The 23,764-nt window shown below is 73.0% G+C and carries 24 protein-coding genes; 13 read left to right on the top strand and 11 right to left on the bottom strand.

Annotated elements, in window-relative coordinates; genetic code table 11:
• Nucleotides 1–20: 20 nt before the first annotated feature.
• Together ACIB24_RS06245 and hpf are read left to right on the top strand one after the other, a co-directional pair.
• Nucleotides 21–740, top strand: a complete 720-nt coding sequence (locus ACIB24_RS06245; RefSeq protein ID WP_398276847.1) for a ComF family protein — start codon at nucleotides 21–23, stop codon at nucleotides 738–740.
• A gap of 248 nt (nucleotides 741–988) precedes the next feature.
• Nucleotides 989–1,714 (top strand): ribosome hibernation-promoting factor, HPF/YfiA family, encoded by a 726-nt coding sequence (hpf, locus tag ACIB24_RS06250; protein WP_398276850.1) that lies wholly within the window; start codon nucleotides 989–991, stop codon nucleotides 1,712–1,714.
• Nucleotides 1,715–1,813: 99 nt separating this feature from the next.
• Here hpf and ACIB24_RS06255 read toward each other — a convergent pair whose 3' ends face one another.
• On the bottom strand, nucleotides 1,814–2,011 hold the full coding sequence (locus ACIB24_RS06255; RefSeq protein ID WP_398276853.1) for an antitoxin: 198 nt from the start codon (nucleotides 2,009–2,011) through the stop codon (nucleotides 1,814–1,816).
• 38 nt (nucleotides 2,012–2,049) lie between these two features.
• On the opposite strand from ACIB24_RS06255, the gene ACIB24_RS06260 reads away from it, so the two are divergent.
• Nucleotides 2,050–3,291 carry a winged helix-turn-helix domain-containing protein gene (locus tag ACIB24_RS06260; RefSeq protein WP_398278732.1) on the top strand — a complete coding sequence of 414 codons (1,242 nt, stop codon included), beginning with the start codon at nucleotides 2,050–2,052 and terminating at the stop codon, nucleotides 3,289–3,291.
• A gap of 71 nt (nucleotides 3,292–3,362) precedes the next feature.
• On the opposite strand, the gene ACIB24_RS06265 is transcribed toward ACIB24_RS06260, so the two are convergent.
• Both ACIB24_RS06265 and ACIB24_RS06270 read right to left on the bottom strand, forming a co-directional pair.
• Nucleotides 3,363–3,929, bottom strand: coding sequence for a GNAT family N-acetyltransferase (locus ACIB24_RS06265; RefSeq protein ID WP_398276856.1), 567 nt, complete (start codon nucleotides 3,927–3,929; stop codon nucleotides 3,363–3,365).
• Nucleotides 3,926–5,089 (bottom strand): GNAT family N-acetyltransferase, encoded by a 1,164-nt coding sequence (locus ACIB24_RS06270; protein WP_398276859.1) that lies wholly within the window; start codon nucleotides 5,087–5,089, stop codon nucleotides 3,926–3,928. The genes ACIB24_RS06265 and ACIB24_RS06270 overlap by 4 nt, the downstream gene beginning before the upstream one ends.
• A gap of 171 nt (nucleotides 5,090–5,260) precedes the next feature.
• Here ACIB24_RS06270 and secA point away from each other — a divergent pair, with 171 nt between their 5' ends.
• Both secA and ACIB24_RS06280 read left to right on the top strand, forming a co-directional pair.
• The gene (gene secA / locus ACIB24_RS06275; RefSeq protein ID WP_398276862.1) at nucleotides 5,261–7,999 is read left to right on the top strand and encodes a preprotein translocase subunit SecA; all 2,739 of its coding nucleotides are present in this window, start codon (nucleotides 5,261–5,263) and stop codon (nucleotides 7,997–7,999) included.
• Nucleotides 8,000–8,113: 114 nt separating this feature from the next.
• Nucleotides 8,114–9,106, top strand: coding sequence for a lamin tail domain-containing protein (locus tag ACIB24_RS06280; protein ID WP_398276865.1), 993 nt, complete (start codon nucleotides 8,114–8,116; stop codon nucleotides 9,104–9,106).
• 25 nt (nucleotides 9,107–9,131) lie between these two features.
• On the opposite strand, the gene ACIB24_RS06285 is transcribed toward ACIB24_RS06280, so the two are convergent.
• Complete coding sequence (locus tag ACIB24_RS06285; RefSeq protein ID WP_398276868.1) at nucleotides 9,132–9,740, bottom strand: Rv3235 family protein; 609 nt, start codon at nucleotides 9,738–9,740, stop codon at nucleotides 9,132–9,134.
• On the bottom strand, nucleotides 9,737–10,633 hold the full coding sequence (locus ACIB24_RS06290; RefSeq protein ID WP_398276871.1) for a LysM peptidoglycan-binding domain-containing protein: 897 nt from the start codon (nucleotides 10,631–10,633) through the stop codon (nucleotides 9,737–9,739). Before ACIB24_RS06290 ends, ACIB24_RS06285 begins: the two co-directional genes overlap by 4 nt.
• A gap of 148 nt (nucleotides 10,634–10,781) precedes the next feature.
• On the opposite strand from ACIB24_RS06290, the gene ACIB24_RS06295 reads away from it, so the two are divergent.
• Nucleotides 10,782–11,339: a hypothetical protein gene (locus ACIB24_RS06295; RefSeq protein WP_398276874.1), complete on the top strand. Its 558-nt coding sequence runs from the start codon at nucleotides 10,782–10,784 to the stop codon at nucleotides 11,337–11,339.
• Nucleotides 11,340–11,383: 44 nt separating this feature from the next.
• Here ACIB24_RS06295 and ACIB24_RS06300 read toward each other — a convergent pair whose 3' ends face one another.
• Nucleotides 11,384–11,608, bottom strand: coding sequence for a helix-turn-helix domain-containing protein (locus ACIB24_RS06300; RefSeq protein ID WP_398276877.1), 225 nt, complete (start codon nucleotides 11,606–11,608; stop codon nucleotides 11,384–11,386).
• Nucleotides 11,609–11,768: 160 nt separating this feature from the next.
• Here ACIB24_RS06300 and ACIB24_RS06305 point away from each other — a divergent pair, with 160 nt between their 5' ends.
• The 3 genes from ACIB24_RS06305 to ACIB24_RS06315 are packed head-to-tail and all read left to right on the top strand — an operon-like array spanning nucleotide 11,769 to nucleotide 14,660.
• Entirely contained in the window at nucleotides 11,769–12,512 is a 744-nt protein-coding gene (locus tag ACIB24_RS06305; protein ID WP_398278734.1) for an SAF domain-containing protein, read from the top strand.
• Nucleotides 12,513–12,522: 10 nt separating this feature from the next.
• On the top strand, nucleotides 12,523–13,908 hold the full coding sequence (locus tag ACIB24_RS06310; protein ID WP_398276880.1) for a CpaE family protein: 1,386 nt from the start codon (nucleotides 12,523–12,525) through the stop codon (nucleotides 13,906–13,908).
• 32 nt (nucleotides 13,909–13,940) lie between these two features.
• Nucleotides 13,941–14,660, top strand: a complete 720-nt coding sequence (locus ACIB24_RS06315) for an HAD family hydrolase (RefSeq protein ID WP_398276883.1) — start codon at nucleotides 13,941–13,943, stop codon at nucleotides 14,658–14,660.
• Between the two features lie 224 nt (nucleotides 14,661–14,884).
• Here the strand turns inward: ACIB24_RS06315 and ACIB24_RS06320 are convergent, their stop codons facing one another.
• Nucleotides 14,885–15,316 carry a hypothetical protein gene (locus tag ACIB24_RS06320; RefSeq protein ID WP_398276886.1) on the bottom strand — a complete coding sequence of 144 codons (432 nt, stop codon included), beginning with the start codon at nucleotides 15,314–15,316 and terminating at the stop codon, nucleotides 14,885–14,887.
• A gap of 80 nt (nucleotides 15,317–15,396) precedes the next feature.
• Between ACIB24_RS06320 and ACIB24_RS06325 the strand changes: the two genes are divergently transcribed.
• The 4 genes from ACIB24_RS06325 to ACIB24_RS06340 are packed head-to-tail and all read left to right on the top strand — an operon-like array spanning nucleotide 15,397 to nucleotide 19,288.
• Entirely contained in the window at nucleotides 15,397–16,887 is a 1,491-nt protein-coding gene (locus ACIB24_RS06325) for a wax ester/triacylglycerol synthase family O-acyltransferase (protein WP_398276889.1), read from the top strand.
• Between the two features lie 36 nt (nucleotides 16,888–16,923).
• A complete protein-coding gene (locus ACIB24_RS06330) occupies nucleotides 16,924–18,057 on the top strand; it encodes a patatin-like phospholipase family protein (RefSeq protein WP_398276892.1) in 1,134 nt (377 codons plus the stop codon).
• Nucleotides 18,057–18,548 carry a DUF6912 family protein gene (locus ACIB24_RS06335; protein ID WP_398276895.1) on the top strand — a complete coding sequence of 164 codons (492 nt, stop codon included), beginning with the start codon at nucleotides 18,057–18,059 and terminating at the stop codon, nucleotides 18,546–18,548. The genes ACIB24_RS06330 and ACIB24_RS06335 overlap by 1 nt, the downstream gene beginning before the upstream one ends.
• Nucleotides 18,545–19,288, top strand: coding sequence for a class I SAM-dependent methyltransferase (locus ACIB24_RS06340; RefSeq protein WP_398276898.1), 744 nt, complete (start codon nucleotides 18,545–18,547; stop codon nucleotides 19,286–19,288). Before ACIB24_RS06335 ends, ACIB24_RS06340 begins: the two co-directional genes overlap by 4 nt.
• An 88-nt stretch (nucleotides 19,289–19,376) precedes the next feature.
• Here ACIB24_RS06340 and ACIB24_RS06345 read toward each other — a convergent pair whose 3' ends face one another.
• The 4 genes from ACIB24_RS06345 to ACIB24_RS06360 form a co-directional block, all read right to left on the bottom strand.
• Complete coding sequence (locus tag ACIB24_RS06345) at nucleotides 19,377–20,105, bottom strand: VOC family protein (protein ID WP_398276901.1); 729 nt, start codon at nucleotides 20,103–20,105, stop codon at nucleotides 19,377–19,379.
• A 95-nt stretch (nucleotides 20,106–20,200) separates the two neighbouring features.
• On the bottom strand, nucleotides 20,201–22,174 hold the full coding sequence (locus ACIB24_RS06350; protein ID WP_398276904.1) for a glycoside hydrolase family 15 protein: 1,974 nt from the start codon (nucleotides 22,172–22,174) through the stop codon (nucleotides 20,201–20,203).
• A gap of 105 nt (nucleotides 22,175–22,279) precedes the next feature.
• Entirely contained in the window at nucleotides 22,280–23,155 is an 876-nt protein-coding gene (locus tag ACIB24_RS06355) for an alpha/beta fold hydrolase (protein WP_398276907.1), read from the bottom strand.
• 14 nt (nucleotides 23,156–23,169) lie between these two features.
• A complete protein-coding gene (locus ACIB24_RS06360) occupies nucleotides 23,170–23,670 on the bottom strand; it encodes a DUF2505 domain-containing protein (protein WP_398276910.1) in 501 nt (166 codons plus the stop codon).
• Between the last annotated feature and the right edge of the window lie 94 nt (nucleotides 23,671–23,764).

Genomic DNA, 23,764 nt, shown 5'->3' on the forward strand with positions numbered 1-23,764 from the left:
ACGCTGCTGGACTTTCACCCATGGCACTCGTCTCGCTCGCCGAAGCGTTGTCCGGCCTCGTCTGGCCCGCGGTGTGCGCCGCCTGCGGCACCCCGGGGGCGGCCGTCTGCACCGCCTGCGCCCGCTGGTACGGGGAGGCCCGCTGGTGTCCGCTGCCCGGCTCCGCTCGTCCGGCCGGGGTGTGGGCGGCCTGCGCCTACGGCGGGACGGCGGGCCGCCTCGTCTCGGCCTGGAAGGAGCACGGCCGCCTCGACCTCACGCCTCACCTGGCCGCCGGGCTGACGGCGTCCGTGTCCGCGGCCCTGAGGGCTACCGGGCCACCCCGCTGCGCGGGCCGGGTGGCTCTGGTGCCCGTGCCGACGTCCCGCGCGGCCCGGCGCCGGCGCGGCGCCGACCTGACCGCGGACCTCGCGGGCCGCACCGCGCGGAACCTGCGCGGACAGGGGATCGAGGCGGTCGTCGTCCCAGCCCTGCGGCTGGCCCGGGCCGTGCAGGACCAGGCCGGTCTGGGGGCCGAGCAGCGCCGGGAGAACCTGGCCGGGGCGATGCGGGAGACCGCGGCGGCGGGCGGCCTGGCCGCGGCCCGAGTACTCCTGGTGGACGACGTGGTGACGACTGGGGCGACTGTGCGCGAAGCGACCAAAGTGCTGGTCAGAGCCGGTCTGCAGGCTCCGGAGGCTTGCTGCCTGAGCGTGACTTTGAGGCGCCACGGGGTGTTGCCGGGCGTGGTCCTGCACTAGCCTCACGTCATGGACGGCACGCTCCGGCCACCTCACCCGCCCGGCGGAATCACGGCCGCGCCGAGGTCCCTGAGGGCTGTCCCGCCGTCCGGCCCGAACAGCGAGCCGCTACGGCCCGGCGCCGGCCGGGCGAGACCCGTTCCGCAGGATCCACAGCTCGTTCCCAGCTGATCCGTACCCAGAACTCACGTGGCCAGTGCGGCGTTGTACCCGTACCCATCTGCAGGCCCAACCGAGGAGGATCCGAAGTGGAGATCGTGATCACCGGACGTCGGACGGACGTCCCGGAGCGCTTCCGCCGTCAGACCGAGGAGAAGCTCGCGAAGGTGACCCAGTTCGCTCCGCGCGCGCACCGGATCGACGTCGAATGGTCCCGGGAACGAAACCCGCGCCAGGCCGCCCACTGCGAACGGGTGGAGATCACGGTCAGGGACAAGGGCCCGGTGATCCGGGCGGAGGCCAGCGCCGAGGACTTCCTCGCGGCGCTCGACCTGGCGGCCGCCAAGCTGGTCGAGCGGTTGCGCCGCCTCGGCGACCGCAAGAAGGTGCACCACGGCCGGCACAACCCGGAGTCCGTGCGCTCGGGGCTCGGCGTCTCACCGCGGTCGGCGGCCGAGGAACTCCTGCCGGACGACGAGCCGGAGGTCCGCACCGATCTCCCCGAGGGCGCGGAGGACCTGGCCGACAGCCCGGTCGTCATCCGCGTGAAGGACCACTACGCCGCCCCCATGACCGTGGAGCAGGCGCTCTACGAGATGGAGCTGGTCGGCCACGACTTCTTCCTCTTCGTGGACTCCACCTGCGGCAAGCCGTGCGTCGTGTACCGGCGGCAGGGGTGGAACTACGGCGTCCTCAAGCTGCACGCGGGCGACCCGGCCGAGGTCACGGCGGCGGAGGCCCGCGAGAACGGGCTGAACGGCCACGCCCCGCTCAACGGGCACGCGCCCGTCCCGGCGGAGGCGCTGAAGGGCTGAGCCACCCGGACGACGCCGGGCGGCGGGGTCGGTCGGCCCCGCCGCCCGGCGTGGTCCGGTCGTGCGCCCGTGCCTGCGCAAGGCTCGAGCCGGCGTCGGTCAGGCCTTCTCGATGCCGATCGAGTCGTCGGCCTTCGCCTCGGCCTTGGCGATCTGGTCGCTGTACTTGTGCTTCGTCGCGGTGTCCGCGGCGTCGCCGACCTTCTCGATGACGGCGTCGGAGATCTTCTCGACCTTGTCGGGGTTCTTCTCGGCGAACTCGGTCGCCTTCTTCTTGACCTCGTCGAATATGCCCATGCGCTCATTCTGAGGCTGTCGGTGGCCGTGTCTAGTGTCTGGGTGTGGCTCGTGAACGCATCACCCTCGCCCAGGCCCGGCGCACCGCGCTGGCCGCCCAGGGGTTCGGGGGGCGCCCGTCCGGTCCGGTGACCATGCGGCAGGTGCAGCGGCTGGTCGACCGGGTCGGCGTCCTGCAGATCGACTCGGTGAACGTGCTGTCGCGCAGCCACTACCTGCCCGCCTTCAGCCGGCTCGGTGGCTACGACCGGGGGCTGCTCGACCGGGCCGCGTCCAAGCCGCCGCGCCGGCTGGTCGAGTACTGGGCGCACGAGGCGTCGTTCGTCCCGCCCGAGACGCACCGGTTGCTGCGCTGGCGGATGCAACGGGCCCGTGACGAGGCGTGGGGCGGCATGCGCGAGGTGGCTGCGCAGAAGGAACTGCTGCAGCAGGTGCTCGACGTGGTGGCCGGGCACGGTCCGGTCACCGCCAAGCAGCTCGAGGCGCACCTCGGGCACGAGAAACCGCGTGACCGCTCGAACTGGGGCTGGAACTGGAGTGACGCGAAAAGGGCCGTGGGGTATCTGTTCTGGGACGGGCAGATCTCCTCGGCCGGGCGCACCACGCAGTTCGAGCGACGGTACGACCTGCCCGAGCGGGTGCTGCCGCCCGCGGTGTCCCAGGCCCCCGACCCGACGCCCGCCGACGCGCGCCGCGAGCTGGTCGCGGTCTCGGCGGCGGCCATGGGCGTGGCCACCGAGCCCGACCTGCGCGACTACTTCCGCCTCAAGCCCGAGGAGTCCCGCGCCGCGATCGCCGAACTCGTCGAGGCGGGCCGGCTGACGCCCGTCGAGGTGGCCGGCTGGTCGCGCCCGGCGTACCTGTCCGCGTCCGCGACCTTCCCGCGCCGGGTCACGGGCCGGGCGCTGCTGTCCCCGTTCGACAACCTGATCTGGTTCCGTCCCCGCACCGAGGCGCTGTGGGACTTCCGGTTCCGGCTGGAGATCTACACGCCCGAGGAGAAGCGGGTGCACGGCTACTACGTGCTGCCCTTCCTGGTGGACGACCGGCTCGTCGCCCGGGTCGACCTGAAGGCCGACCGGTTCGTCGGCGACGGCGTGCTGCGGGTGCGGGCGGCCCACGCCGAGGCCTGGGTCGAACCGGCGGGGGAGACGCCCCGGGTCGCGGCCGAACTGGCGGCCGAGTTGCGGGACCTGGCCGACTGGCTCGGCCTGCCCGACGTCGCGGTCGAGCCCTTCGGCGACCTGGCCCCGGCCCTGGCCCACGCCGTCCGGGGCTGACCAAGATCATCGAACGGGTGCGCGGATAGCAAGTCCGACTCGGCATTCGTGCACTCGACCGACGATCTTGGTCATGGCTGTTCGTCGGTGGCGATCCGGGCGTGCAGGTGTTCGTCGGAGTAGCGGCCGTCGACGGGGTAGCGCATCGCCGAACGCATCACGCCCTCGAAGAGGTAACCGGCCCGCCGGGCGACCGCGCACGAGCGGTCGTTCTCGACCGCGTGGTACAGCTCGATCCGGTGCCACCCCAGCCGCTGGAACACGATGCTGGTCGCCGCCCGGACCGCGGCCGTGGCCAACCCTCGCCCCCGGGCCTGCGGCATCAGCTCGTAGCCCACCGAGCCGGTCAGCAGGTCCGCCTGCACCAGGCCGAAGGTCACCATGCCGAGCAGCTGCTGGCCGTCGGCCGCGACGATCGCCCAGCTGGCCGCCGTCCCGTCCTGCCACCCGGCGCCCCACTCGCTCATCCGGGCCAGAGCCTCCCCACGGCCCTGCAGCAGGCGGCCCGCGTAGTGCTCGTTCAGCGGGTCCCGGCGCATCAGCAGCAGATCCGTGGCGTCCTCGCTGCGCCACGGGCGCAGCAGGGCGTACTCCGCCGGGGACGGCAGGTTCAGCGACGGTTGGCGGCGACCGCTCACGCGCCGTCCGCCGGGTCGTCCAGCAGCGCGCCGAGGTCCTGCACCGTCAGGTCGTACCGGACGTCGTCGAGCAGCGTCCCGTCCCGCAGTCGCGACCCGAGCCGGTCCACACCCGCGCGGGCGAACCCGAGCCGCCGGGCCACCCCGTGCGAGGCCTCGTTGCCCACCGCGGCCCGCAGCAACACCCGGTCGAGCCCGAGCCCGCCGTCCTCCGCCGGGATCAGCGCGTGCCGGACGGCGAGCCGTGCCCCCTCGGTGATCACGCCCTGGCCACGGGCGTCGGGATGGGCGAGGTAACCGACCTCACCGGACGACGGTTCGCCGGGGTGGGTGAAGACGGCCACCTCGCCGAGGAACTCGTCCGCGTCGGGGCCTGCCACGGTCCAGTGCACCGCCTCGCCGAGCGCGGCCCGCTCGCGGAACCGGGCCTGGTGCCGGTGTGCGTCGTCCGCGGCGTAGGGGTTCGGCACCAGCGGCAGCCAGCGCTGCGTGCGCTCGTCGCGGCAGGCCTCGACCAGCCGGGGGACGTCGTCCGCGCGTGGGGCCCGCAGCCGCACCCGCCGACCGGCCAGGTCCACCGGCTCCCACCAGCGGTTCAGGGGCTGCATCGCCTCGCCGCGTCGCAATGACCCGATCCAGCCGTCCACCCGCCGTCCCCGGTGCTCCAGCAGCGCGGTCACGGTGCCCTCGAACCGGAAGCCCGTCGCCCAGGCGACCCGGCGGCTGGCCCAGTTGCCGACCTGGGCCTGCCAGCGGACCACCTCGAAACCACACGACTCGAACCCCCACGCCACCGCCAGGCGCACGGCCCGGGTCACCACCGAGCGGCCGCGCGCCCAGGCCGCGCCGGCGTACCCGATCTCGGCCAGGCCCTGCCCCTGCGGGCGCAGGTCGAGGGTGCCGGCCAGGCGGCCCTCGGTCTCGATCGCCCAGCCGTACTCGCTGCCCTGCCGCCAGCCCTCCGCGACGTGGGTCAGGAAGTCCTGGGCGTCACGCCGCGTGTAGTCCAGCGGGACCCGCGTCCATTCCTGCATCAGCGGATCGGCGCCGTGCCGCACGATCGCGTCGATGTCGGAGGTGCGCAGCGCACGCAGGGTGACCGCACCGTCGTCCAGCCGGGGGACGTCGGGCACCGGGCCGCGCTCCGGTCTGGAGGTCACCCCCAGAGCCTTTCGCACGTGGCCCGCACGGGCAACGATGCGCCGGGACCCCATGGGCACGGCAGTCCTGTCTACGATGGTCCGGGCACGGCGGGCGGGGGTCGTTCGTCATGCCATGAGAAGTGACCGCGCGCAGCGTGCGGTCACGACGAGAGTGCGGGAGACCAGGCCGTGGTGAAGATCGTCGACAAGCTCCTGCGCGCGGGCGAAGGCCGCACCCTGAAGCGGCTGCAGGGCCTCGCGGCGCAGGTCAACGCCCTCGAGGAGGACTTCGAGCGGCTCACCGACGTCGAACTGCGCGAGGAGACCGAGCGGTTCAAGGCCCGCGTGGCCGACGGCGAGAGCCTCGACGACCTGCTGCCGGAGGCCTTCGCGGCGGTCCGGGAGGCCGCGAAGCGGACGCTCGGCCAGCGGCACTTCGACGTCCAGATCGTGGGCGGCGCGGCGCTGCACTTCGGGAACATCGCGGAGATGAAGACCGGTGAGGGCAAGACGCTGGTCGCCACGACGGCCTCCTACCTGAACGCGTTGTCCGGCAAGGGCGTGCACGTGGTCACCGTCAACGACTACCTGGCCGAGTACCAGTCGGAGCTGATGGGCCGCGTCTACCGGTTCCTGGGCCTGACCACGGGCTGCATCCTGTCCCGGATGACCCCGGCCGAGCGCCGCGAGGCCTACGCCGCCGACATCACCTACGGCACCAACAACGAGTTCGGCTTCGACTACCTGCGCGACAACATGGCCTGGTCGAGCGAGGAGCTCGTGCAGCGCGGCCACAACTTCGCCGTCGTCGACGAGGTCGACTCGATCCTCATCGACGAAGCGCGGACGCCGCTGATCATCTCCGGACCGGCGGACCAGCCGACCAAGTGGTACACGGAGTTCGCCAAGATCGTGCAGCGGCTGCGCATCGACGAGGACTACGAGGTCGACGAGAAGAAGCGCACGGTCGGCGTCCTGGAGTCGGGCATCGCGAAGGTCGAGGACTACCTCGGCATCGACAACCTCTACGAGAGCGTGAACACCCCGCTGGTCGGCTACCTGAACAACGCCGTCAAGGTGAAGGAGCTGTTCAAGCGCGACAAGGAGTACGTCGTCAAGGACGGCGAGGTGCTCATCGTCGACGAGCACACCGGGCGCATCCTGCCCGGCCGCCGCTACAACGAGGGGCTGCACCAGGCGATCGAGGCCAAGGAGGGGGTGCAGATCCAGAGCGAGAACCAGACCCAGGCCACGATCACGCTGCAGAACTACTTCCGCATGTACGACAAGCTCTCCGGGATGACCGGTACCGCCCAGACCGAGGCGGCCGAGCTGATGAGCATCTACAAGCTGGGCGTCGTGTCCATCCCGACGAACCGGCCGATGCAGCGCCTGGACCAGCCCGACCTGATCTACAAGAACGAAGAGGCGAAGTTCAACGCCATCGCCGACGACGTCCTCGAACGGCACCAGACCGGCCAGCCGGTGCTGGTCGGCACGACGTCGGTCGAGAAGAGCGAACTGATGTCGATGATGCTGCGCGAGCGCGGCCTGCCCCACGACGTCCTGAACGCCAAGCAGCACGAGCGTGAGGCGGCCATCGTCGCGCAGGCCGGGCGCAAGGGGCAGATCACGGTGGCCACGAACATGGCCGGCCGCGGCACCGACATCATGCTCGGCGGGAACGCCGAGTTCACCGCGGTCGCGGAGCTGAAGGCCCGCGGGCTCGACCCGGTCGAGACGCCGGAGGAGTACGAGGCGGCGTGGCCGGAGGCGTTGAAGGCCGCGCAGGACGCGGTCGCCTCCGAGCACGACGAGGTTATCGAGGCCGGTGGCCTCTACGTGTTGGGCACCGAGCGGCACGAGTCGCGGCGGATCGACAACCAGCTGCGGGGCCGGTCGGGCCGGCAGGGCGACCCGGGCGAGAGCCGGTTCTACCTGGCGTTGACCGACGACCTGATGCGGCTGTTCAACTCCGGCGTGGTGGAGAGCTTCCTGAACGCCACCAAGATGCCGGACGACGTGCCGATCGAGTCGAAGATGGTCAGCCGGGCGATCGCCAGCGCTCAGAGCCAGGTCGAGGGCCGCAACTTCGAGATCCGCAAGGACGTCCTGAAGTACGACGACGTCCTGAACCGGCAGCGTGAGGTCATCTACGCCGAACGCCGCGAGGTGCTGGAGGGCGCCGACCTGCACGAGCAGGTCCGCCACTTCATCGACGACGTGATCCGCAGCTACGTGGTGGGGGCGACCGCCGAGGGCTTCGCCGGCGACTGGGACTTCGACGAGCTGTGGCGCGCGATGAAGGCGCTCTACCCCGTCTCGATCACCCAGGAGGACGTGTTCGAGGAGGCCGGCGGCCGCGACCACGTCACCCAGGAGATGCTCCTCACCGAGCTGATCGCCGATGCGCAGCTGGCCTACGACAACCGCGAGAAACAGCTCGGCTCCGAGGTGATGCGGGAGCTGGAGCGCCGGGTCACGCTGTCGGTGCTGGACCGCAAGTGGCGCGAGCACCTCTACGAGATGGACTACCTCAAGGAGGGCATCGGCCTGCGGGCCATGGCCCAGCGCGACCCGCTGGTCGAGTACCAGCGCGAGGGTTACGCGCTCTTCCAGGCGATGACCGACGGCATCAAGGAGGAGTCGATCGGCTACCTCTTCCACATCGAGGTGCAGGTCGAGGAGGAGCCCGAGGCGCAGACGGCGGACGCGCCGATCCTCGTGGCCAAGGGCCTGGTCGCCCCGAGCCGGTCGGGTCAGCTGCAGTACTCGGCGCCGAGCCTGGACGACGAGGGCGGGGTCGAGGTGCACAACGAGGACGCCGCAGGCGGTCGCGCCCAGCAGACCGCGGCCGAGCGGATGTCGGGGCAGGGCGGGTCGAACCGGGCCTCCCGGCGTCAGCAGCAGCGCAAGCGCCGCCGCTGACTCTCCGCTGAGTGATCTCCGGGCGGGTGCCCGTCACCCGTTCGGACCATCACCGATGCACCCTCCGTTGCCGACGGGAGAGTTCTACGGTCGGCGAGGGATGGGGTTGCTGGGGTGCGGGTTCGGGTCTGGGGTTCGGCTGCGGCCGCCGTGTCGGTAGCGGCTCTGGCCCTGGCGCCGGGCGCCGTCGCCACGTCGTCGCCGGTCAGCACGAAGGCGGTGACCGAGTACGGGCGGGTCACCTTCGTGCCGGACGGCGACACGATCGACGTGAAGATCGACGACGTGAAGCCCGACGCCGGCCGCACCGGGACCCGGATCCGGTTCGTCGGCCTCCAGGCGATGGAGCAGCACACCTACAAGGTCGACCTCACCCAGGCCACCGGCGAGTGCCACGCCCTCGAGGCGACCGCCCGGCTGCGGGAGATCCTCGGTGGGGAGCGCAACGACTACCGGCACCGGCGCACCGACGGGGCCCGCGTGATGCTCTCGGCCAAGGACTCGTCGTCCAGCAGCCGGAACCGCGAGCTGCGGATGGTCTCGACCAAGGACGCCCTCGGCGACTGGCAGGACGTCGCGATCACGATGCTCACCGACGGCATGACACTGCCGTTCTTCAACGGCGTCGAGTACACCCACAACAAGGAGTACCGGGTCGCCGCCCGCGCGGCGGCCGCGCAGAACCTCGGCATCTGGAACCCCGACTCCTGCCCCGGAAACCGCCCGTCGCCCCACGCCCAGCTGGCCATGCACGTGAACTGGGACGCCCCCGGCGACGACGCCAAGCACCTCAACGGCGAGTACTTCCGCGTCACCAACACGGGGACGACGACCGCGTCGCTGAGCGGCTGGTGGGTGCGCGACTCCTCCCTGCGCGACTTCTTCCACTTCCCCAAGGGCGCCTCGATCCGCCCGGGGCAGAAGGTCTTCGTGCACGTGGGCAAGGGCCTGGCCAAGCGTTCGACGAACGGCAACCAGCACTTCTACTGGGGCCAGACCACCCCGGCGTTCGAGAACATCACCGGCGCTCCGAAGTACATGGGCGACGGCGGGTACCTCTTCGACACGATCGGCAACCTCCGGGCCTGGGAGATGTACGGCCACTAGCTCTTTCCGACCACGACCGGTCGGTTCAGCCGATCTGGAGGGCCGTGACCCGCCACCGGTAGCCCAGACCCTCCAGGCGCATCGCCACCGCGCGCACCCGGTCGCCGTCCTGGACGACGGCCGCCACCTCGCTGAGGTCGGGCGCGAGTCGGCAGGCCCGTACCGCCCGGACCCGCAACCGGCTCCGGACGACGCCGGCGGGGGCCGGTCGCAGCCGCACCGCCAGGGCGCCCCGGCGCTGCAGCATCTCCTGGATCGACGGGGTCACCCACCGGACCAGCTGGCTCGCGGGCCGACTGCCGTGGGCGACCTCCAGCGCCGTGATCAGGAACTGGACCGACCACCGGCCCGGATCGGGGAAGACGGCAGCCAGGTCGAGATCGTCGCTGTCGCAGTCGTCTTCGAGGTCGGCCGGGCCGGGCTGCGGCGGGACGACGTGCAGTCCGTTCCGCGCGGCCCGCAGTTCCAGCCCGGGCAGCACGGGCGCGGGCGGAGCGGCCCGCAGTGCGTAGGGTCGGTCCAGGGCCACCCGGGAGGCGGCCTGGGGCTCGCGACTCGGGATGGGGCGTAGGTGCGGGCCGGAACCGGTGGACTGCTGGGCGGTTTCGGGAACGAGCTCGGGTGCGACACTCATCGCGAACCTCCGTCGGGGATGCGCAGCCGCATGCCGGGCAGCAGGCGGTCGGGGTCGGGGCCGATCACGGTGCGGTTGGTCTCGAACCAGGTCGGCCACTCCAGGGCGATCTGGGCGTCGCTGGCGTCACGGCCGAGGTGTCGTGCGGCCAGCGACCAGAGGGTGTCCCCGCGCCGGACCACGATCTCGTCCGGGACCGCCTGCGGGACAGGACTTCTCGGTTCGGCGCCCGGGTCGGGGTCGGCGTCGACCGGGCCCCGGGGGGCGATCCCGATCCCCACGCCGGGCCCGGTGCTCGGGGTTGACGAGGTCGGCGAGGTCGGCGAGGTCGGCGAGGTCGGCGAGGTCGGCGAGGTCGGCGAGGTCGGCCGGGGTGTCGCGGCCGGAGCGGTCGGGACCCAACCCGGCGATGCGTCGGCCACCGGCTGAGCCGTCCGGGGAGCCGAGGTCGACGGGACCGGCCAGCCCGGATCGAGGTCCGGTGCCGCGACGACCCGGGTGAGGACGGGCGTCGAGGCGCCGCTCGATCCGGTGCCCGCGGAGGCGGCCCCGCCGCCGACGGCCGACATCGCCACCGTGAGCCCGAGGAGGGCGGCCACCCCGTGCCGCAGGGTGACCGGGGCGACCGTCGCGGTCAGGCGCTCGAGCCGGCCCCCGTCGTCCGAGCGCCCGGCCCTTTCGAGCAGGGCGGAGGCCGCGCTCAGCGCGAGCCCCAGCAGCAGCCAGGCGCAGATCAGCGCGATCGCCGCCGCGGCGACCGCCCCCGCCAGCTGATCCGCCGTGGCCGCCACCGGCCGTGACGCGCCGGTCGCCGCCAGCCGGCCGCCCTGCACGACCCCCGCGGTCAGCGCCAGGGCGGCCAATGCGGTCAGTGCGGCGCCCCTGCGGTCCACCCGTCGCTCCTGCGGCATCGTCGATCCCCGATCATGTCGTTTCATGTCGTTTGATGTCGCTACATAGTTCCGGATGGCGATGGATGGCGTCCAGAGGGGGAGATCGATCTGTGGAAAACCGGCAATTCGGGCCGCTACGGTGGCCTGCGTGCGCTGGGACCGGCTGTTCGACGACCTCGAGGCCCGTTTCGAGGCGGAGCAACGAGCGGAGGCCGACGGGGAACTGGCCGAGCTGATCCGCGCCGAGTACGCGGGGGTGTCGCTGGTCGACCGGTTACGCGCCCAGCTCGGGGGGCGGGTCGGCTGGTGGCTGCGCGAGGCGGCGACGTTCGACGCGGAGCTGATCGAGCTCGGCAAGGACTGGGTGCTGCTGCGGCGCGCCCAGGTCGAGTTGCTGGTGCCGCTCGCGGCGGTGGTCGGGTTGCGCGGCCTGGCCCGCCCGGCGTCCGCGGGATCCGGGCCGTTGGCCCGCCGGCTGGCCATCGGAAGCGTGCTGCGTCGGCTGGCCCGCGACCGGGTCGAGGTGTCGATGCGGCTGGTGGGCGCCGGCGGTCACGGGGAGGTGGTCGGGACCATCGACCGGGTCGGCGCCGACCATCTCGACGTCGCCGAGCACCCGTCCGGGACCTTCCGCCGGGCCGATCAGGTGGTGCAGGTGCGTACGGTGCCGTTGGCTGCGGTCGTCTGGGTCGCCGTGCACGCCTGAGCTGCCGCTCTGTCGTCGATCATGCGTTTGCGCATGATCGACGACTAGTGCTCTTCGGGCTGGGCGACCCGCTCGGCCATGCGCGCCTCGGTCTCGACGTACATCCGCTGGATGTAGGCCTCGAGCTCGGCGGCCTCGACCCGCCAGATGCGCTTCGGCCCGACCTGGATGCCGCGGATCTCGCCGTTCTGGAGCAGCGTGAGGGCCTGACGCGGCGAGATGTTCAACTCCTCGGCCACGTCGGCGAGTTGCAGGAACCGCTGCGCCACTCGACCCTCCCGGTCTCGAAAACCCGACTGCGCCAGTCTGGCACGCGCGCCCCACCGGCCCCCGCCGTCGTCCACAGGGCGGGACGGGATGGTTTTCCACAGATCATCCAGTTCGCGCCGAATGCCCCGGATCTCTGCCAGGATTTCCGACGTGAGCGTGATGACGGGGGCTCGGTCAGCGACTGGCGGTCCCGCCGGGCTGTCGGCCGAACCGGCGCGCCGGCTGCGGCGGCCGTCGTGGCGCGACCCGCGCCTGCTGGCCGGTCTGCTGCTGGTGCTGGTCTCGGTCGTCGTCGGGGTCCAGGTCGTGACCGGCGCCGACCGCACGACGGCCGTCTACGTCGCGCGCACCACCCTCCCGGCCGGTACGGCGCTCACCGCCGACGCCGTGAGCGTCGCGCGTTTCCGCCTGGTGGGCGGGCAGTCCCGGTACCTGCTCGCCGACCGCGCGTTGCCGGGCGGGCTGGTCGTGCAACGGACGATCGGGGCGGGGGAGCTGGTCCCGGTCGCGGCCGTGGGGTCGGCGGCGTCGCTCGCCGTGCGTCCCGTCACCGTGCCGTTGGACGACGGGGTGCCGGCCGGGGTCGCGCCCGGCGGCCGGGTCGACCTGTGGGCGTCGCCGACGGGTGCGGCCACGGGCGCGCAGGTGGCCGCGCCGACGGGCCAGGAGTCGACGGGTCAGGAGTCGACGGGCCAGGTGGATCAGCCTCGGCCAGGCCCCCGCCGAATCGCCGCCGCCGTCGAGGTCTTTCACGTCACCGCCGCCGGTGGTGAGGGGTTGGCCGCGGGCCGGGCGGCCGCCGTCCAGGTGCTCGTCCCCGAGAACCAGCTGACCGTCGTCCTGGCCGCCTTGGCCGGAGGCCAGAACGTCGCGGTGCTGCCGGTCCCCGGGAGCGCGCCGTGAGGGCCCGGCCGTGAGCCTCCCCGTCCTGACCGCCATCACCGGGCAACGCGAGGCGCCGCTGGTCGCGGCGCTGGGCGGGCCCGGTACGAAGGTCCGGGTGGTGCGCCGCTGCGCCGACCTGGCCGACGTCCTGTCGGCCGCGGCCGCCGGGCTGGGCGAGGCGGCGGTGCTGTCGGGCGACCTCGGTCACCTCGACCGCGAGGCCGTGGGTCGGTTGCAGCACTGCGGGGTCGCGGTCGTCGCGCTCGCCGGCGACGGGCAGGAGGCGGCCGAACGGCTCCACCGGCTCGGCGTCGACGCGGTCCTGTCGGCCGATGCCCCGGCCGACCGGCTGGCCCGCACGGTCGAGGCGGCGGTGCGCGAGGTCGTCGCCCGCCGTGACGCCCAGGGCGCCCGCACCGGAGCCGGCGGGCTGCTGATCGGTGACCCGGCCGACGCCCTGCCCCTGCGCCCCGCGCCGGGCGAGGCGCACGGCGGGGTGCCCGGCGGGGTGCGGGCCGCCGTCCCGGCCGGGGCCGAGTCGGGGGCCGGTCAGGAACGCGGCCAGGTGATCGCCGTGTGGGGGCCGGTCGGCGCCCCGGGCCGGACGACGGTCGCCGTCACCCTCGCCGCGCACCTCGCCGCCCGCGCGCCCACTCTCCTGGTCGACGCCGACACCCACGGCGCGAGCATCGCCCAGACCCTCGGCCTGCTCGACGAGTCCGCGGGCGTCGCGGCGGCCGCTCGGGCCGCCAACCACGGCGCGCTGAGCACGGCGAAGCTGGCCGAGCTGGCCCCGCTCGCCGTCCCCGGCCTGCGGGTGCTGACCGGGCTGCCGCAGTCGCGACGCTGGCCCGAGCTGCGCCCCGGCGCGCTCGACGAGGTCTGGGAGCGGGGCCGCGAACTGGCCCGCTGGGTGGTGATCGACGCCGGGTTCGGCCTGGAGACCGACGAGGAGCTGATGTTCGACGTCGCGGCGCCCCGGCGGCACGGGGCGACGCTGTCGGCACTGGGAACCGCCGACTTCGTCGTCGCGGTGGGGGCCGGGGAACCGGTCGGCATCCAACGACTGCTCGCCGGGCTGCCCGAACTCGCCGAAGCGGTGCCACCCGGCGTCGGAGTGCAGGTGGTCATGACGCGAGTTCGTGAGGCCGCGGTCGGTCGTCCGGGCGCGGCCCTGGTCAGCGGGGCCCTCGACCGGTACGCCGGAGTGCGCGACGCCCTCCTCCTGCCGGACGAGCGTGAGCTCTACGACGCCGCGATGCTCGCCGGTCGCTCGATCGTCGAGCACGCACCCGAGGCCGCCTCCAGCCGCCGGCTCGAGGAGTTGGCCGTGCGCTACTGCGAGCTGGCCGGCGTGCCCGGTGCGCTGCCCGAGCCCCGGCGCGACCGGTGGGGCCGGGGCGGTCGGCGGTAGGGCGTGACGGTCGAGGTCATACGATCCGGGCTGTGGCTGACTCCCCGAACGCACTGCGCGGTCTGATCGTCGACTGGGGCGGTGTGCTGACCGCGCCGCTCGACGACGCGATGACGGAGTGGGCGCGCGTCGAGGGCATCGACTTCGGCCTGTTCCGCGAGGTGATGACCGACTGGGTCGGCAGCGCCGGGGCGGGCCCGGCCATCTCCGGAGGGTCGGGCGACCAGCTCGACGAGGCGGAGGTGGTCGCCGGCATCGCCCGCCTGAACACGCCCGTGCACGCGCTCGAACGTGGTGAGCTGGCGACCGGGGAGTTCGAGCGGGTCCTCTCCGAGGCGCTGCGGGCCAAAGGGGCCGACGTACCCGCCGACGGCCTGCTCACCCGCATGCTGGCCGGTCTCGCCGACACCCGCGACGACATGGTCAACCTGATCCGGCGGGCCCGCGGGGCCGGCCTGCGCACGGCGCTGCTGTCCAACTCGTGGGGCGAGCACTACCCCGAGCACGCCTGGGTCGGCGCGTTCGACGCCGTCGTCATCTCGGGTCGGGTCGGCATGCGCAAGCCCGACGCCGACATCTACCTGCACACCGCGCAGCTGCTCGACCTGCCGCCCGGTGCCTGCGTCTTCGTCGACGACGCGCAGCGCAACATCGTCGGCGCGGTCGCCGTCGGGATGGTCGGCGTCCTGCACGAGAGCTACGAGAAGACGCTCACCGAGCTGGAGATCCTGTTCGACCGACCGCTCGGGTGAACAGCGCCCAGCCCGGGCTGATGCACAACAGCAACGTCCTCGGGCCGGCCTCGCTGCTCGGCTGACCGTGGTCTGAGCGCTTTGCTCTGAACGCCAATTGGCGCCGCGCGCCGAGTGCGATGTTCATGCGCACCTCGAGGCGATTCTCGGCCTGTTTTGGCGCATGGGCGTCACACTCGGTGCGTCGGTTCGATGCACGGTGCGTCCCTGCGCGACCTGGTGCGTCAGCGCACGACGACCTGGAACAGCAGCAGCGACGGGTGGTGCAGTTCGACCTCGTAGACCCCGGCGGTGTCGTACTCGGCCATGACGCTCCCCGGCACACCGGCCTTCACCTCGAGCTCGGCGTCGGGGCCGTGCAGGTGCACTTCGTCGTCGTGGTCGACGGTGATGTTCAGCGTCAGGACCCCGCCCTTCGGGACCTCCACCCGCCCCGGGGAGGGCGTGACCTTGCGGCCCTTCACCGTCACCGAGATCTCGGGGCCGTCGGGGGCCGACGTCGCGGGGGTCTCGGACGCCGCCGCCGAGACCGTGGCGACGGGCGAGGGCGTCGAGGTGACGGACGTCGTCCCGCTGGAACCGCCCGAGCAGGCGGTCAGCGCGAGCGCGGACCCGATCGCGAGCATCCCGGACAGAACCCCACGCTTGCTGATCAAGGTGCCACTCCCAGACGCCGACGCGTATCCCGCTACCCGCGTGGCACCATAGCCGCACGCCGGTCGAAGAGGAGGTTCGGGTGCCCGAGTCGAACCCGCCGTCCAGTGGCGATCGGTTGTCCACCGCCGACGTCTCGTTCCTGTACCTGGAGCAGCCCACGACGGCGATGCACGTCGGTACGGTCATGGTCTTCCGCACCCCCGACGGCGGCCTCGACGTCGAGCGGCTGATGCGGCACATCGGGTCGCGCATCGTCTACGTGCCGCGCTACCGGCAGCGGGTGAAGCAGGTCCCCGGCCGGCTCGCGAACCCGGTCTGGGTCGACGACGACCAGTTCGACCTCAGCTACCACGTGCGCCGTTCGGCGCTGCCGCGACCCGGGGACGACGAGCAGCTCGCCGACCTCGTCGCCCGCCTGCAGTCGCGCCCCCTCGACCGGCGCCGCCCGCTGTGGGAGGTGTACGTCGTCGAGGGGTTGTCGGACGGCCGGTTCGCGCTGGTCAGCAAGGTTCACCAGGCGCTGGTGGACGGCGAGAGCACCGTCGACATCGGCCAGGTCGTGCTCGACAGCGTGCCCGACGTCGAACCCGTCGCCGAGCTGCCGTGGGCACCGCGACGCAGCCCGAACGGCGTGCAGCTGGTGCTCGACGCCGTGGCGGACTCGGTGAGCCGGCCGGGGGAGGTGCTGGACGTCGTCCGTCACAACGTCTCCAATCTGCGGGACGTGGGGATGGGCACCCTGCGCACGGCCGGCCGCGTGGCCGGGTTCGCCCGGCGGCTGTCCGGGGTCGCCCCGGCCAGCCCGCTGACCACGGGGACGACGCCGCACCGGCGGTTCGCGATGGTCGACACCGACCTCGAGGACTACCGCGTGATCCGGGCAGCGATGCTGGAGGCGCCCGCTGCGGGCCTGCGCCCGCACGCGGTCACGGTGAACGACGTGATCCTGTCGGTGCTGGCCGGCGCGCTGCGGGCCTGGCTGCTGACCCGGGCCGAACCGGTGGGTACCGGCTCGGTCGTGCGCACGCTCGTGCCGATGAGCGTCCGGGACGACGTCGGCCCGCCCGGTGGCGACCTCTCCCGTCCGGCGGCGCCCGAGGTGGGTAACCGGGTCACGTCGTTCCTGATCGACCTGCCGACCGGTGAGGCCAGCCCGGTGATGCGGTTGCACCAGGTCGCCTACCAGACCCGCGCGCACCGGGACGCCGGTCGCGCGGTGGACGCCGCGGCGATCGCCGGGATGGCGGGTTTCGCGCCGCCCACGCTCCACTCGTTGGGCGCGCGGGTGGCGGCCGGGCTGTCGCGCCGGATGTTCCACCTCGTGGTCACCAACGTGCCGGGCCCGCAGCACGCGCTCTACGCGGACGGCTGCGAGCTGCTCTCCACCTATCCTGTGATTCCGCTGGCCGACGGCCAGTCGTTGAGCATCGGCCTGACCTCCTACGCGGGTCGCGTGTTCTACGGCCTGAACGCCGACCGGGAGGCGCTGCCCGACCTCGACGTGGTCGGCAGCTGCATCCGGGACGCGCTCGCGGAACTGCGGGCCGCCGTCGGGCCGGTGGCTGGATGAAGCGGTCCGATGAAACGGTCTAGGAGAGGGAACGGCATGGTCAGGGGCGAGGCCTGGGCGATGCGGGCGGCGGCCCGGGCCACGGGCGAAGGGGCGGCGGACGTCGTCCGCCTGGGTCCCGAGGCCCAGCTCGCCGGGCCGTCCGGTTCCGGTCTGGACGGTGAACGCTGGGGGCTCGTGCTGGGCGGCGGCGGGGTGCTGGGGGCGGCCTGGCTGGTCGGCGCGCTGAGCGCGTTCGAGCGGGCCTACGGCGTGGACGCGCGGCAGGCGGAACTGCTGGTCGGGACGTCGGCGGGGTCGATCGTGGCCGCGATGCTGAGCGCCGGGGTGTCGGTGTCCGAGCAGCGGGCGAGGCAACTGGCCCCGTCGCAGGGCGCGCTGCCGGGTGGCCCGGGGGCGGCCCTGGTCAGTGGGCCGGTCGCGCGGCGCCGGTTGCGGCCGGGCAGCCCGACGATGCTGCGGAACATGGTGCGGACGCACCGCGGGCACCTGCGGGACGTGCCGCGGGTCGCCGTGCTGACCGGGTTGGCCCCGGCGGGTACGGCGCCGATGCGCGGCGTCCGTGAGCTGATCGAGACGGCGATGCCGGCCGGGCAGTGGCCCTCGCACCGGGGGGTCCGGGTCGTGGCCCTCGATTACGGCACCGGCGACCGGGTCGCGTTCGGGGCCGCGGGGGCGCCGCCGGCCGGGCTGTCGGAGGCGGTGCTGGCCTCGTGCGCGATTCCCACGTTCTTCGCGCCGGTCAGCATCGGCGACCGGCGCTACGTCGACGGCGGCGCCTGGTCGTCCACGAACGCCGACCTGGTGCTGGCCGAGGAGCCCCGGCTGGACCGCCTCTTCGTGTTCGCGCCGATGGTCTCCACCACGTACGACGTGCCGCCGGACTGGAAGGTCCGCACGGAGCGGCGGATCCGGATCGCGATCACGAAGCGCGCGTTGAGCGAGGCCCGGGCCGTGCACGAGGCCGGGACCGCCGTGACCGTCGTCGGCCCGGGCCCGGCGGAGCTGGCGCTGATTGGGTTCAACCTGATGGCCTCCCGGCCGCGGCGTGACGTGCTGCTGTCGGCCGAGCAGACGGTGTCGGCGGCGCTGACCGGTTCGCCCGCCGACCCCGTCGCCGCAGTGGTCGACGCGATCGACGAAGCGGTGGAAGACGAGGTGGCCGGCTGATGCGGGTGTACGTGCCGATGACCCTGCCCGGGCTCGCCGACTGGTCGAAGAACGGCGTCGCAGAACCGGTTTCGGCGCACGCTGTGACCCCCGGGGTGCGCGAGTGGTACACCGAGGGCGACCTCGAGGAGCTGGAGTACGCCGTCCTGCTCGACGCGGCCCGGGCCTCCCTCGACCTGCTGGAGTACGACTTCGACGCGCCCCGCCGGCGGGTCGTGGTGGCGGTCGACGTCCCGGACGCCGCGGTCGGTGCGCCCGCCTACGACGCGCCGTCCCGGTCGGCGGTCGTCGTCCAGGTGCCGCTGGGGGCCGACGCGATCGTCAGCGTGCACGTCGACGAGGAGTCGGCGGTCGCCACGGTCGAGGCGGCCGTCGAGGCGCTGCCCGCGGCCCGCCTCGGCGACGAGGACGCGGCGTTCGCGCTCGACGAGGCCGAGGCCTGCGACCTGCTCTGGTACGACGCCTCCGAGGTGGAAGGTCTCATCGGGTGACCAAGTTCGACGAGCTGCAGGAGGACTGGACCCGGCTCGGGGCCGACGACCCGCTGTGGGCGGTGTACGTGGCGCCGGGCACCAAGGGTGGGAAGTGGGACGTCGAGAAGTTCTTCGCGCTCGGGCGGGCCGAGGTGGACGGCGCGCTGGCGCAGCTGCCGTCGCTGGGGCTGGCGCCGAACCTCGGTGCGGCGCTGGACTTCGGCTGCGGCGTCGGCCGGCTGTCCCAGGCGCTGGCCGCGCACGTCGACCGGGTGACGGGCGTCGACATCTCGCCGCCGATGCTGGCCAAGGCGCGCGAGTTCGCCGCCGACCGGGGTTTCGCCGACCGGATCGAGTTCGTGCTGAACGAGGCGACCGATCTTGCGGTCGTGCCGGACGCGTCGATCGACGTCGTCTACTCGAGTCTGGTGCTGCAGCACATGCCGCCCGAGCTCCAGCGCGGCTACCTGCGCGAGTTCACCCGCGTGCTGGCCCCCGGCGGGGTGGCGATCTTCCAGGTCGCGTCGCGGCCCACGGCGTCGCTGAAGGGTTTCGTGTTCCGGCACGCGCCGTGGCCGCTGTTGCGCTGGGCCCAGAAGACGCTGCTCGGCTACCCGGCGCCGATGCGGATGAGCGCGCTGCCCCCCGACGTCGTACGCGAGGCGATCGAGGGCACCGGCGCGCGGTTGGCCGGTTCCGTCGAGGACGAGACCTACGGCGGCCACTGGCACTACACCCGCTACTACGTCACCCGCTGACCCCTCCCTCCCCGTTGATCATGCGCAAACGCAGAATCGGCATCGTGATCATGCGCAAACGCATGATGCGTTTGCGCATGATCGACGACTAGAAGGGGAACGTGAGGCAGAACGGGTGGCCGGCCGGGTCGGCGTACACGTAGAAGCCGTCGCCGGCGCCCGGCAGCCGGGTCGCGCCCAGGTCGAACGCCCGCTGTTCGACCGCGCCCACGGCGTCGCGGTCGTCCACCAGCAGGTCGAGGTGCCCCTGCTGCGGGAAGGCCGGGTCGGGCCAGCGCGGGGGTGCGTAGTCGTCGACGCGCTGGAAGGCGAGGCGGTGTCCGTCGCCCTCGATCTTCACCCAGTCCGGTTCGTCGACGATTACCTGCAGGTCCAGCAGTCCGGCGTAGAAGGCGGCCAGGGCGCCGGCGTCGGGACAGTCGAAGACGGTGTTGGCCAGCGTGGTGACGCCGGCGGGCTGCCCGGCGTCCCGCGCCAGGCAGAACGGGTGCCCGGCCGGGTCGGCGAGGACCACGAATCCGTCCGCGTCGCGCAACCTCTCGGCCCCCAGCGCCACCGCCTGCTCGGCCGCGTGGAACTCGTCGGCCACGTAGAGGTCGAGGTGCACCTGCTGCGGCCAGTCCTGCCCGGGCCACACCGGAGGCACGTGGTCGGGGGCCAGTTGCAGCGCGATCTGCTGTCCGTCGCCGGCCTCGATGGTGACCCAGTCCGGCACCTGGCGCACGACCCGCCAACCGGTCAGGTCGCACCAGAACTCGGTCGCGACGTCGAGGTCGGGCACGTCGAACGCGGTCAGCTCGACCCGGACACCCGTCATGCGCAGATCCTTTCGGCTGATGCTCCCGTTGGCCACCGCGGATGCCGCTCCCCGAGCCGGTTGGCGGTGGCTTCCGGGAGTATGAGCATGATCGGTCAGGCGTCCAAGCGCGGTGGACCACCCGTCTCGCCGGCCCGTCGCTCGGCGGCCTCGGCGATGTCGGCCAGCTCGCCCTCGGCGCTGATCACGTGCAGCACCGCGTTGATCAGCCCGAGGTGCGTGAAGGCCTGCGGGAAGTTCCCGAGGTGCCGCCCGGAGGCCGCCTCGATCTCCTCGGCGAACAGCCCGAGCGGGCTCGCGAACGAGAGCAGCTTCTCGCACAGCCGCCGCGCGTCGGCCTTCTCGCCGATGATGGCCAGCGCCGACACCAGCCAGAACGAGCAGATGGTGAACGTGCCCTCCTCACCCGAGAGTCCGTCGTCCGTCTCCTCGACCTTGTACCGCAGGACGAGGCCGTCCAGCGTCAGTTCCTCCTGAATCGCTTTGACGGTCGCGATGATTCGCGGGTCGTCACCCGGTAGGAAACCGAGCAGCGGGATCAGCAGGTTCGAGGCGTCCAGGGCGTCGTTGCCGTAGTACTGGGTGAACACACCGCGCGAGTCGAGCCCGTGAGCCAGGATGTCGGCGTGCATCTCGTCGGCGGCGGCCTGCCACCGGGCGGCCAGTTCGTACTGCTCGCGGATGCGGGCCAGCCGGGCCCCGCGGTCGGCGGCGGCCCAGCACATCACCTTCGACGAGGTGAAGTGCTTCGGTTCGCCGCGCACCTCCCAGATGCCCCGGTCGGGTTCGGGGAAGTGCTGGATCGCCTCCTCGACGAACCGGGAGAGGATCGGCCAGATGGTGTCGTTCAGCCCGTCCCGGTTCGCGGTGTGGATGTAGACGGCATCGAGGATGGCGCCCCACACGTCGTGCTGCTTCTGGTCGAACGCGCCGTTGCCGATGCGGACCGGGCGGGCGCTGCTGTACCCCGTCAGGTGGTCCAGCGTCGACTCGGACAGGTCCTTCTCGCCGTCCACCCCGTACATGATCTGCAGCTCGTCCGAGCGGGACGCGAGATCGGTGATGAAGCTGAAGAAGTCGTTGGCCTCCCAGTCGAAACCGAGCGTGTTCAGCGCCCACAGGGCCAGCGTCGAGTCCCGGATCCAGGTGTAGCGGTAGTCCCAGTTCCGTTCCCCGCCGGGCGTTTCCGGCAGCGACGTGGTGGCCGCGGCGACCAGCGCCCCGGTCGGGGCGTAGGTCAGTCCCTTCAGGGTCAGGGCGCTGCGCTCCAGGTGGGCGCGCCACGGGTGGTCGGGGAACCGCCCGCGGGCCAGCCAGTGCTGCCAGTGGTGGGCCGTCCAGACCTGGCGGGCGTACGCGTCCTCGTAGGTGGTGGGGGGCTCGTGCGAGTTGCCCCAGGACAGCGCCACGAACCGCAGGTCGCCCTCCTTCACCAGCGTGCGGGCGGTCGCCCGCGGGCCCTCGAACCCGATGTTCAGGTCGGACGTCAGGCGCAGCGCCGGCTGCCGCCCGGTGAACTCGTTCGCGCCCGTGGGCCCGGTGGACGCCGTCTCCGCGGCCGCCGAGTGGTAGTCGTCGCCGAGGTAGCGCCACTGCGGCCGGTCGCGGCCGTAGTCGAACGCGGGGGAGCAGTCCATCGACAGCTGCACCTCGCCGTTCACGCAGCGCACGGTGCGCAGCAGCACGTGCTCGGCCTCGTAGTCGTTGGGCGCGCGCCGGTACCGCTCGGCACGCCGGCCCTCGTGATGCCAGGGCCCGATCAGCAGGCAGTCGCGAATGATCACCCAGCCCGTCGGCGTCCCCCACGACGTCTCCAGGATCATCGTGCCGGGCAGGTATCGGCGGGCGTTCGGCACCCGCATGTCGGCGGGCCCGAAGGTGAAACCCCCGGCGTCGCGGTCGAGCAGGGCCCCGAACACGGACGGTGAGTCGACCCGGGGCAAGCACATCCACTCGACGTTCCCGGACGGCGCGACCAGCGCCATCGTCTCGCAGTCCGACAGGAAGGCGTAGTCGGCGATCGGGGGGAAGGCGGAGCGTACGAACGGGACCTCGTCGGCATCGGTCATGGCCGGCCTCCTCGAATCGTCCACACGGACGTCGGATCAACTGTCCTACGTCGGCCGCCGGGCGGCCAGACTTGACCACCCCGGTTCGTGGTCACGAACGGAGGGTCAGGCGCCGCGCAGGACGACGTTCAGGGCCGCCGCGAACGCCTCGGGTGCCTCCCGGCGCGGCGAGTGCCCGGCGGGCAGCGTGAGCACCTCCAGTCCGCCCGGGCAGGCCGCCTCGCACCGGGCCGCGGCCCGGGTGGACACGATCCCGCCCAGCGCCGTCTCGCCCCGGATCAGCAGCACCGGGCAGTGCACCTCGGCCAGCAGCACGGGCAGGGGCTCGCCCCAGTCGTGCCGGCGGTCGAACTCGGCCAGGTCGACCGCGGACTTGGACGCCGCCCACGGGTCGAGTTCGGCCGCGGGCCAGGTCGGGTGGTTGGCTCGCGCCCAGGCCACCCGGTCGGTGTGCGTCCCGGACCGCAGCCCGGTCAGCCACGTGCGCATCCCGGCCGGGGACGACGGCCGCCGCAACGTCGTGCGGGCCGGGTCCTCGAGCACGAGGGACACCACGCCGGAACGCCGGGCCCCGCGCCCTCGCACGCCGCGGGCCATCGCCACCCGGGCCGCGGTCAGGGCGCCCATCGAGTGCCCGTAGGCCACCACCCGGCCCGCGGAGGGCCGCCCACCGGTGACCAGTCGGGGCAGCGCGTCGTACACCGCGATCCCGCTGAGCGCGTGCCGGGGGACGTCGTAATCGCCTGCCGGGAGAGGGGTCTCACCGTGCCCGGGCGCGTCCACGGCGACCAGGGCGTGCCGGGGGTCGAGCGCCGCGGCCAACGGCGCGAACACGTCGGCCGAATCGGTCCACCCGTGGAAGGCGAGCAGCGTGGCCCCGGGCGGGGCGTCGCCGCCGAGCACCGGTTCGGCCGGCCAGACGAGCACCCGCGCGGGCCCGTCGGGCCCGTCCACCCACGCGGTCTGCGGCCCCGGACGCATCCCCCAATCCTGGCCTAATGACCCTCGGTGAGCCAGGCGTGGCCGATGCGCTCCTCGACGTCGATGGCCATCCGGATCGCCGGTTCGGCGGCCTTCTCGATGCGACCGCCGATCAGCGGCACCTTGGCCTTCAGGTCGCCCTCGACCACCTCCTCGGTGCCGCCCGCGGCCGGCTTCAACGACACCGTCCCGTTGACCCCCAGTGGAGCCCCCGGGACCTGCACGGTCAGCTTCCCCGAGCGCGACCCGTCGGCTGCGGGGGCACCCCACTCCTCGGTCTGCACGACGGTCAGTGATGAGCCGACCAGCGAGCGGAAGGCGTCGGGGACCTCGTCGGTGGGCAGCTCGCGGGTGGTGCGGACCGTCGTCCCCCCGCTGGCGCCGGGAGTGACCTCGACCGACCAGGTGGTGGCCCCGGTCGCGCGCAGCTTGCGGTCCTGGAAGTCGCGGTCGGTGAGCATGGCGAACACGTCGCCGGGCTCGGCCGCGTAGCGGATCAATGCCGTGACACGCACGCCTGTTTCCTTACCGGGTGAGGGGCAGAGGACAGGTATGGTCGCAGGCGGCGGACGCCTCGGACAGTCGAGCGCGCCGGGGCCGGGCGAGTCG

The organism is Spongisporangium articulatum, from assembly GCF_044465595.1.
GTDB classification, from domain to species: Bacteria; Actinomycetota; Actinomycetes; order Actinomycetales; family Kineosporiaceae; genus Spongisporangium; species Spongisporangium articulatum.

Excerpts from the sequence above, each read along its gene's own strand:
- ACIB24_RS06245 (WP_398276847.1), top strand. The coding sequence starts at position 21 with ATGGCACTCGTCTCGCTCGCCGAAGCGTTGTCCGGCCTCGTCTGGCCC.
- ACIB24_RS06255 (WP_398276853.1), bottom strand. The coding sequence starts at position 2,011 with ATGGGCATATTCGACGAGGTCAAGAAGAAGGCGACCGAGTTCGCCGAG.
- ACIB24_RS06285 (WP_398276868.1), bottom strand. The coding sequence starts at position 9,740 with ATGAGTGTCGCACCCGAGCTCGTTCCCGAAACCGCCCAGCAGTCCACC.
- ACIB24_RS06305 (WP_398278734.1), top strand. The coding sequence starts at position 11,769 with ATGACGGGGGCTCGGTCAGCGACTGGCGGTCCCGCCGGGCTGTCGGCC.
- ACIB24_RS06330 (WP_398276892.1), top strand. The coding sequence starts at position 16,924 with ATGGTCAGGGGCGAGGCCTGGGCGATGCGGGCGGCGGCCCGGGCCACG.
- ACIB24_RS06335 (WP_398276895.1), top strand. The coding sequence starts at position 18,057 with ATGCGGGTGTACGTGCCGATGACCCTGCCCGGGCTCGCCGACTGGTCG.
- ACIB24_RS06345 (WP_398276901.1), bottom strand. The coding sequence starts at position 20,105 with ATGACGGGTGTCCGGGTCGAGCTGACCGCGTTCGACGTGCCCGACCTC.
- ACIB24_RS06350 (WP_398276904.1), bottom strand. The coding sequence starts at position 22,174 with ATGACCGATGCCGACGAGGTCCCGTTCGTACGCTCCGCCTTCCCCCCG.
- ACIB24_RS06355 (WP_398276907.1), bottom strand. The coding sequence starts at position 23,155 with ATGCGTCCGGGGCCGCAGACCGCGTGGGTGGACGGGCCCGACGGGCCC.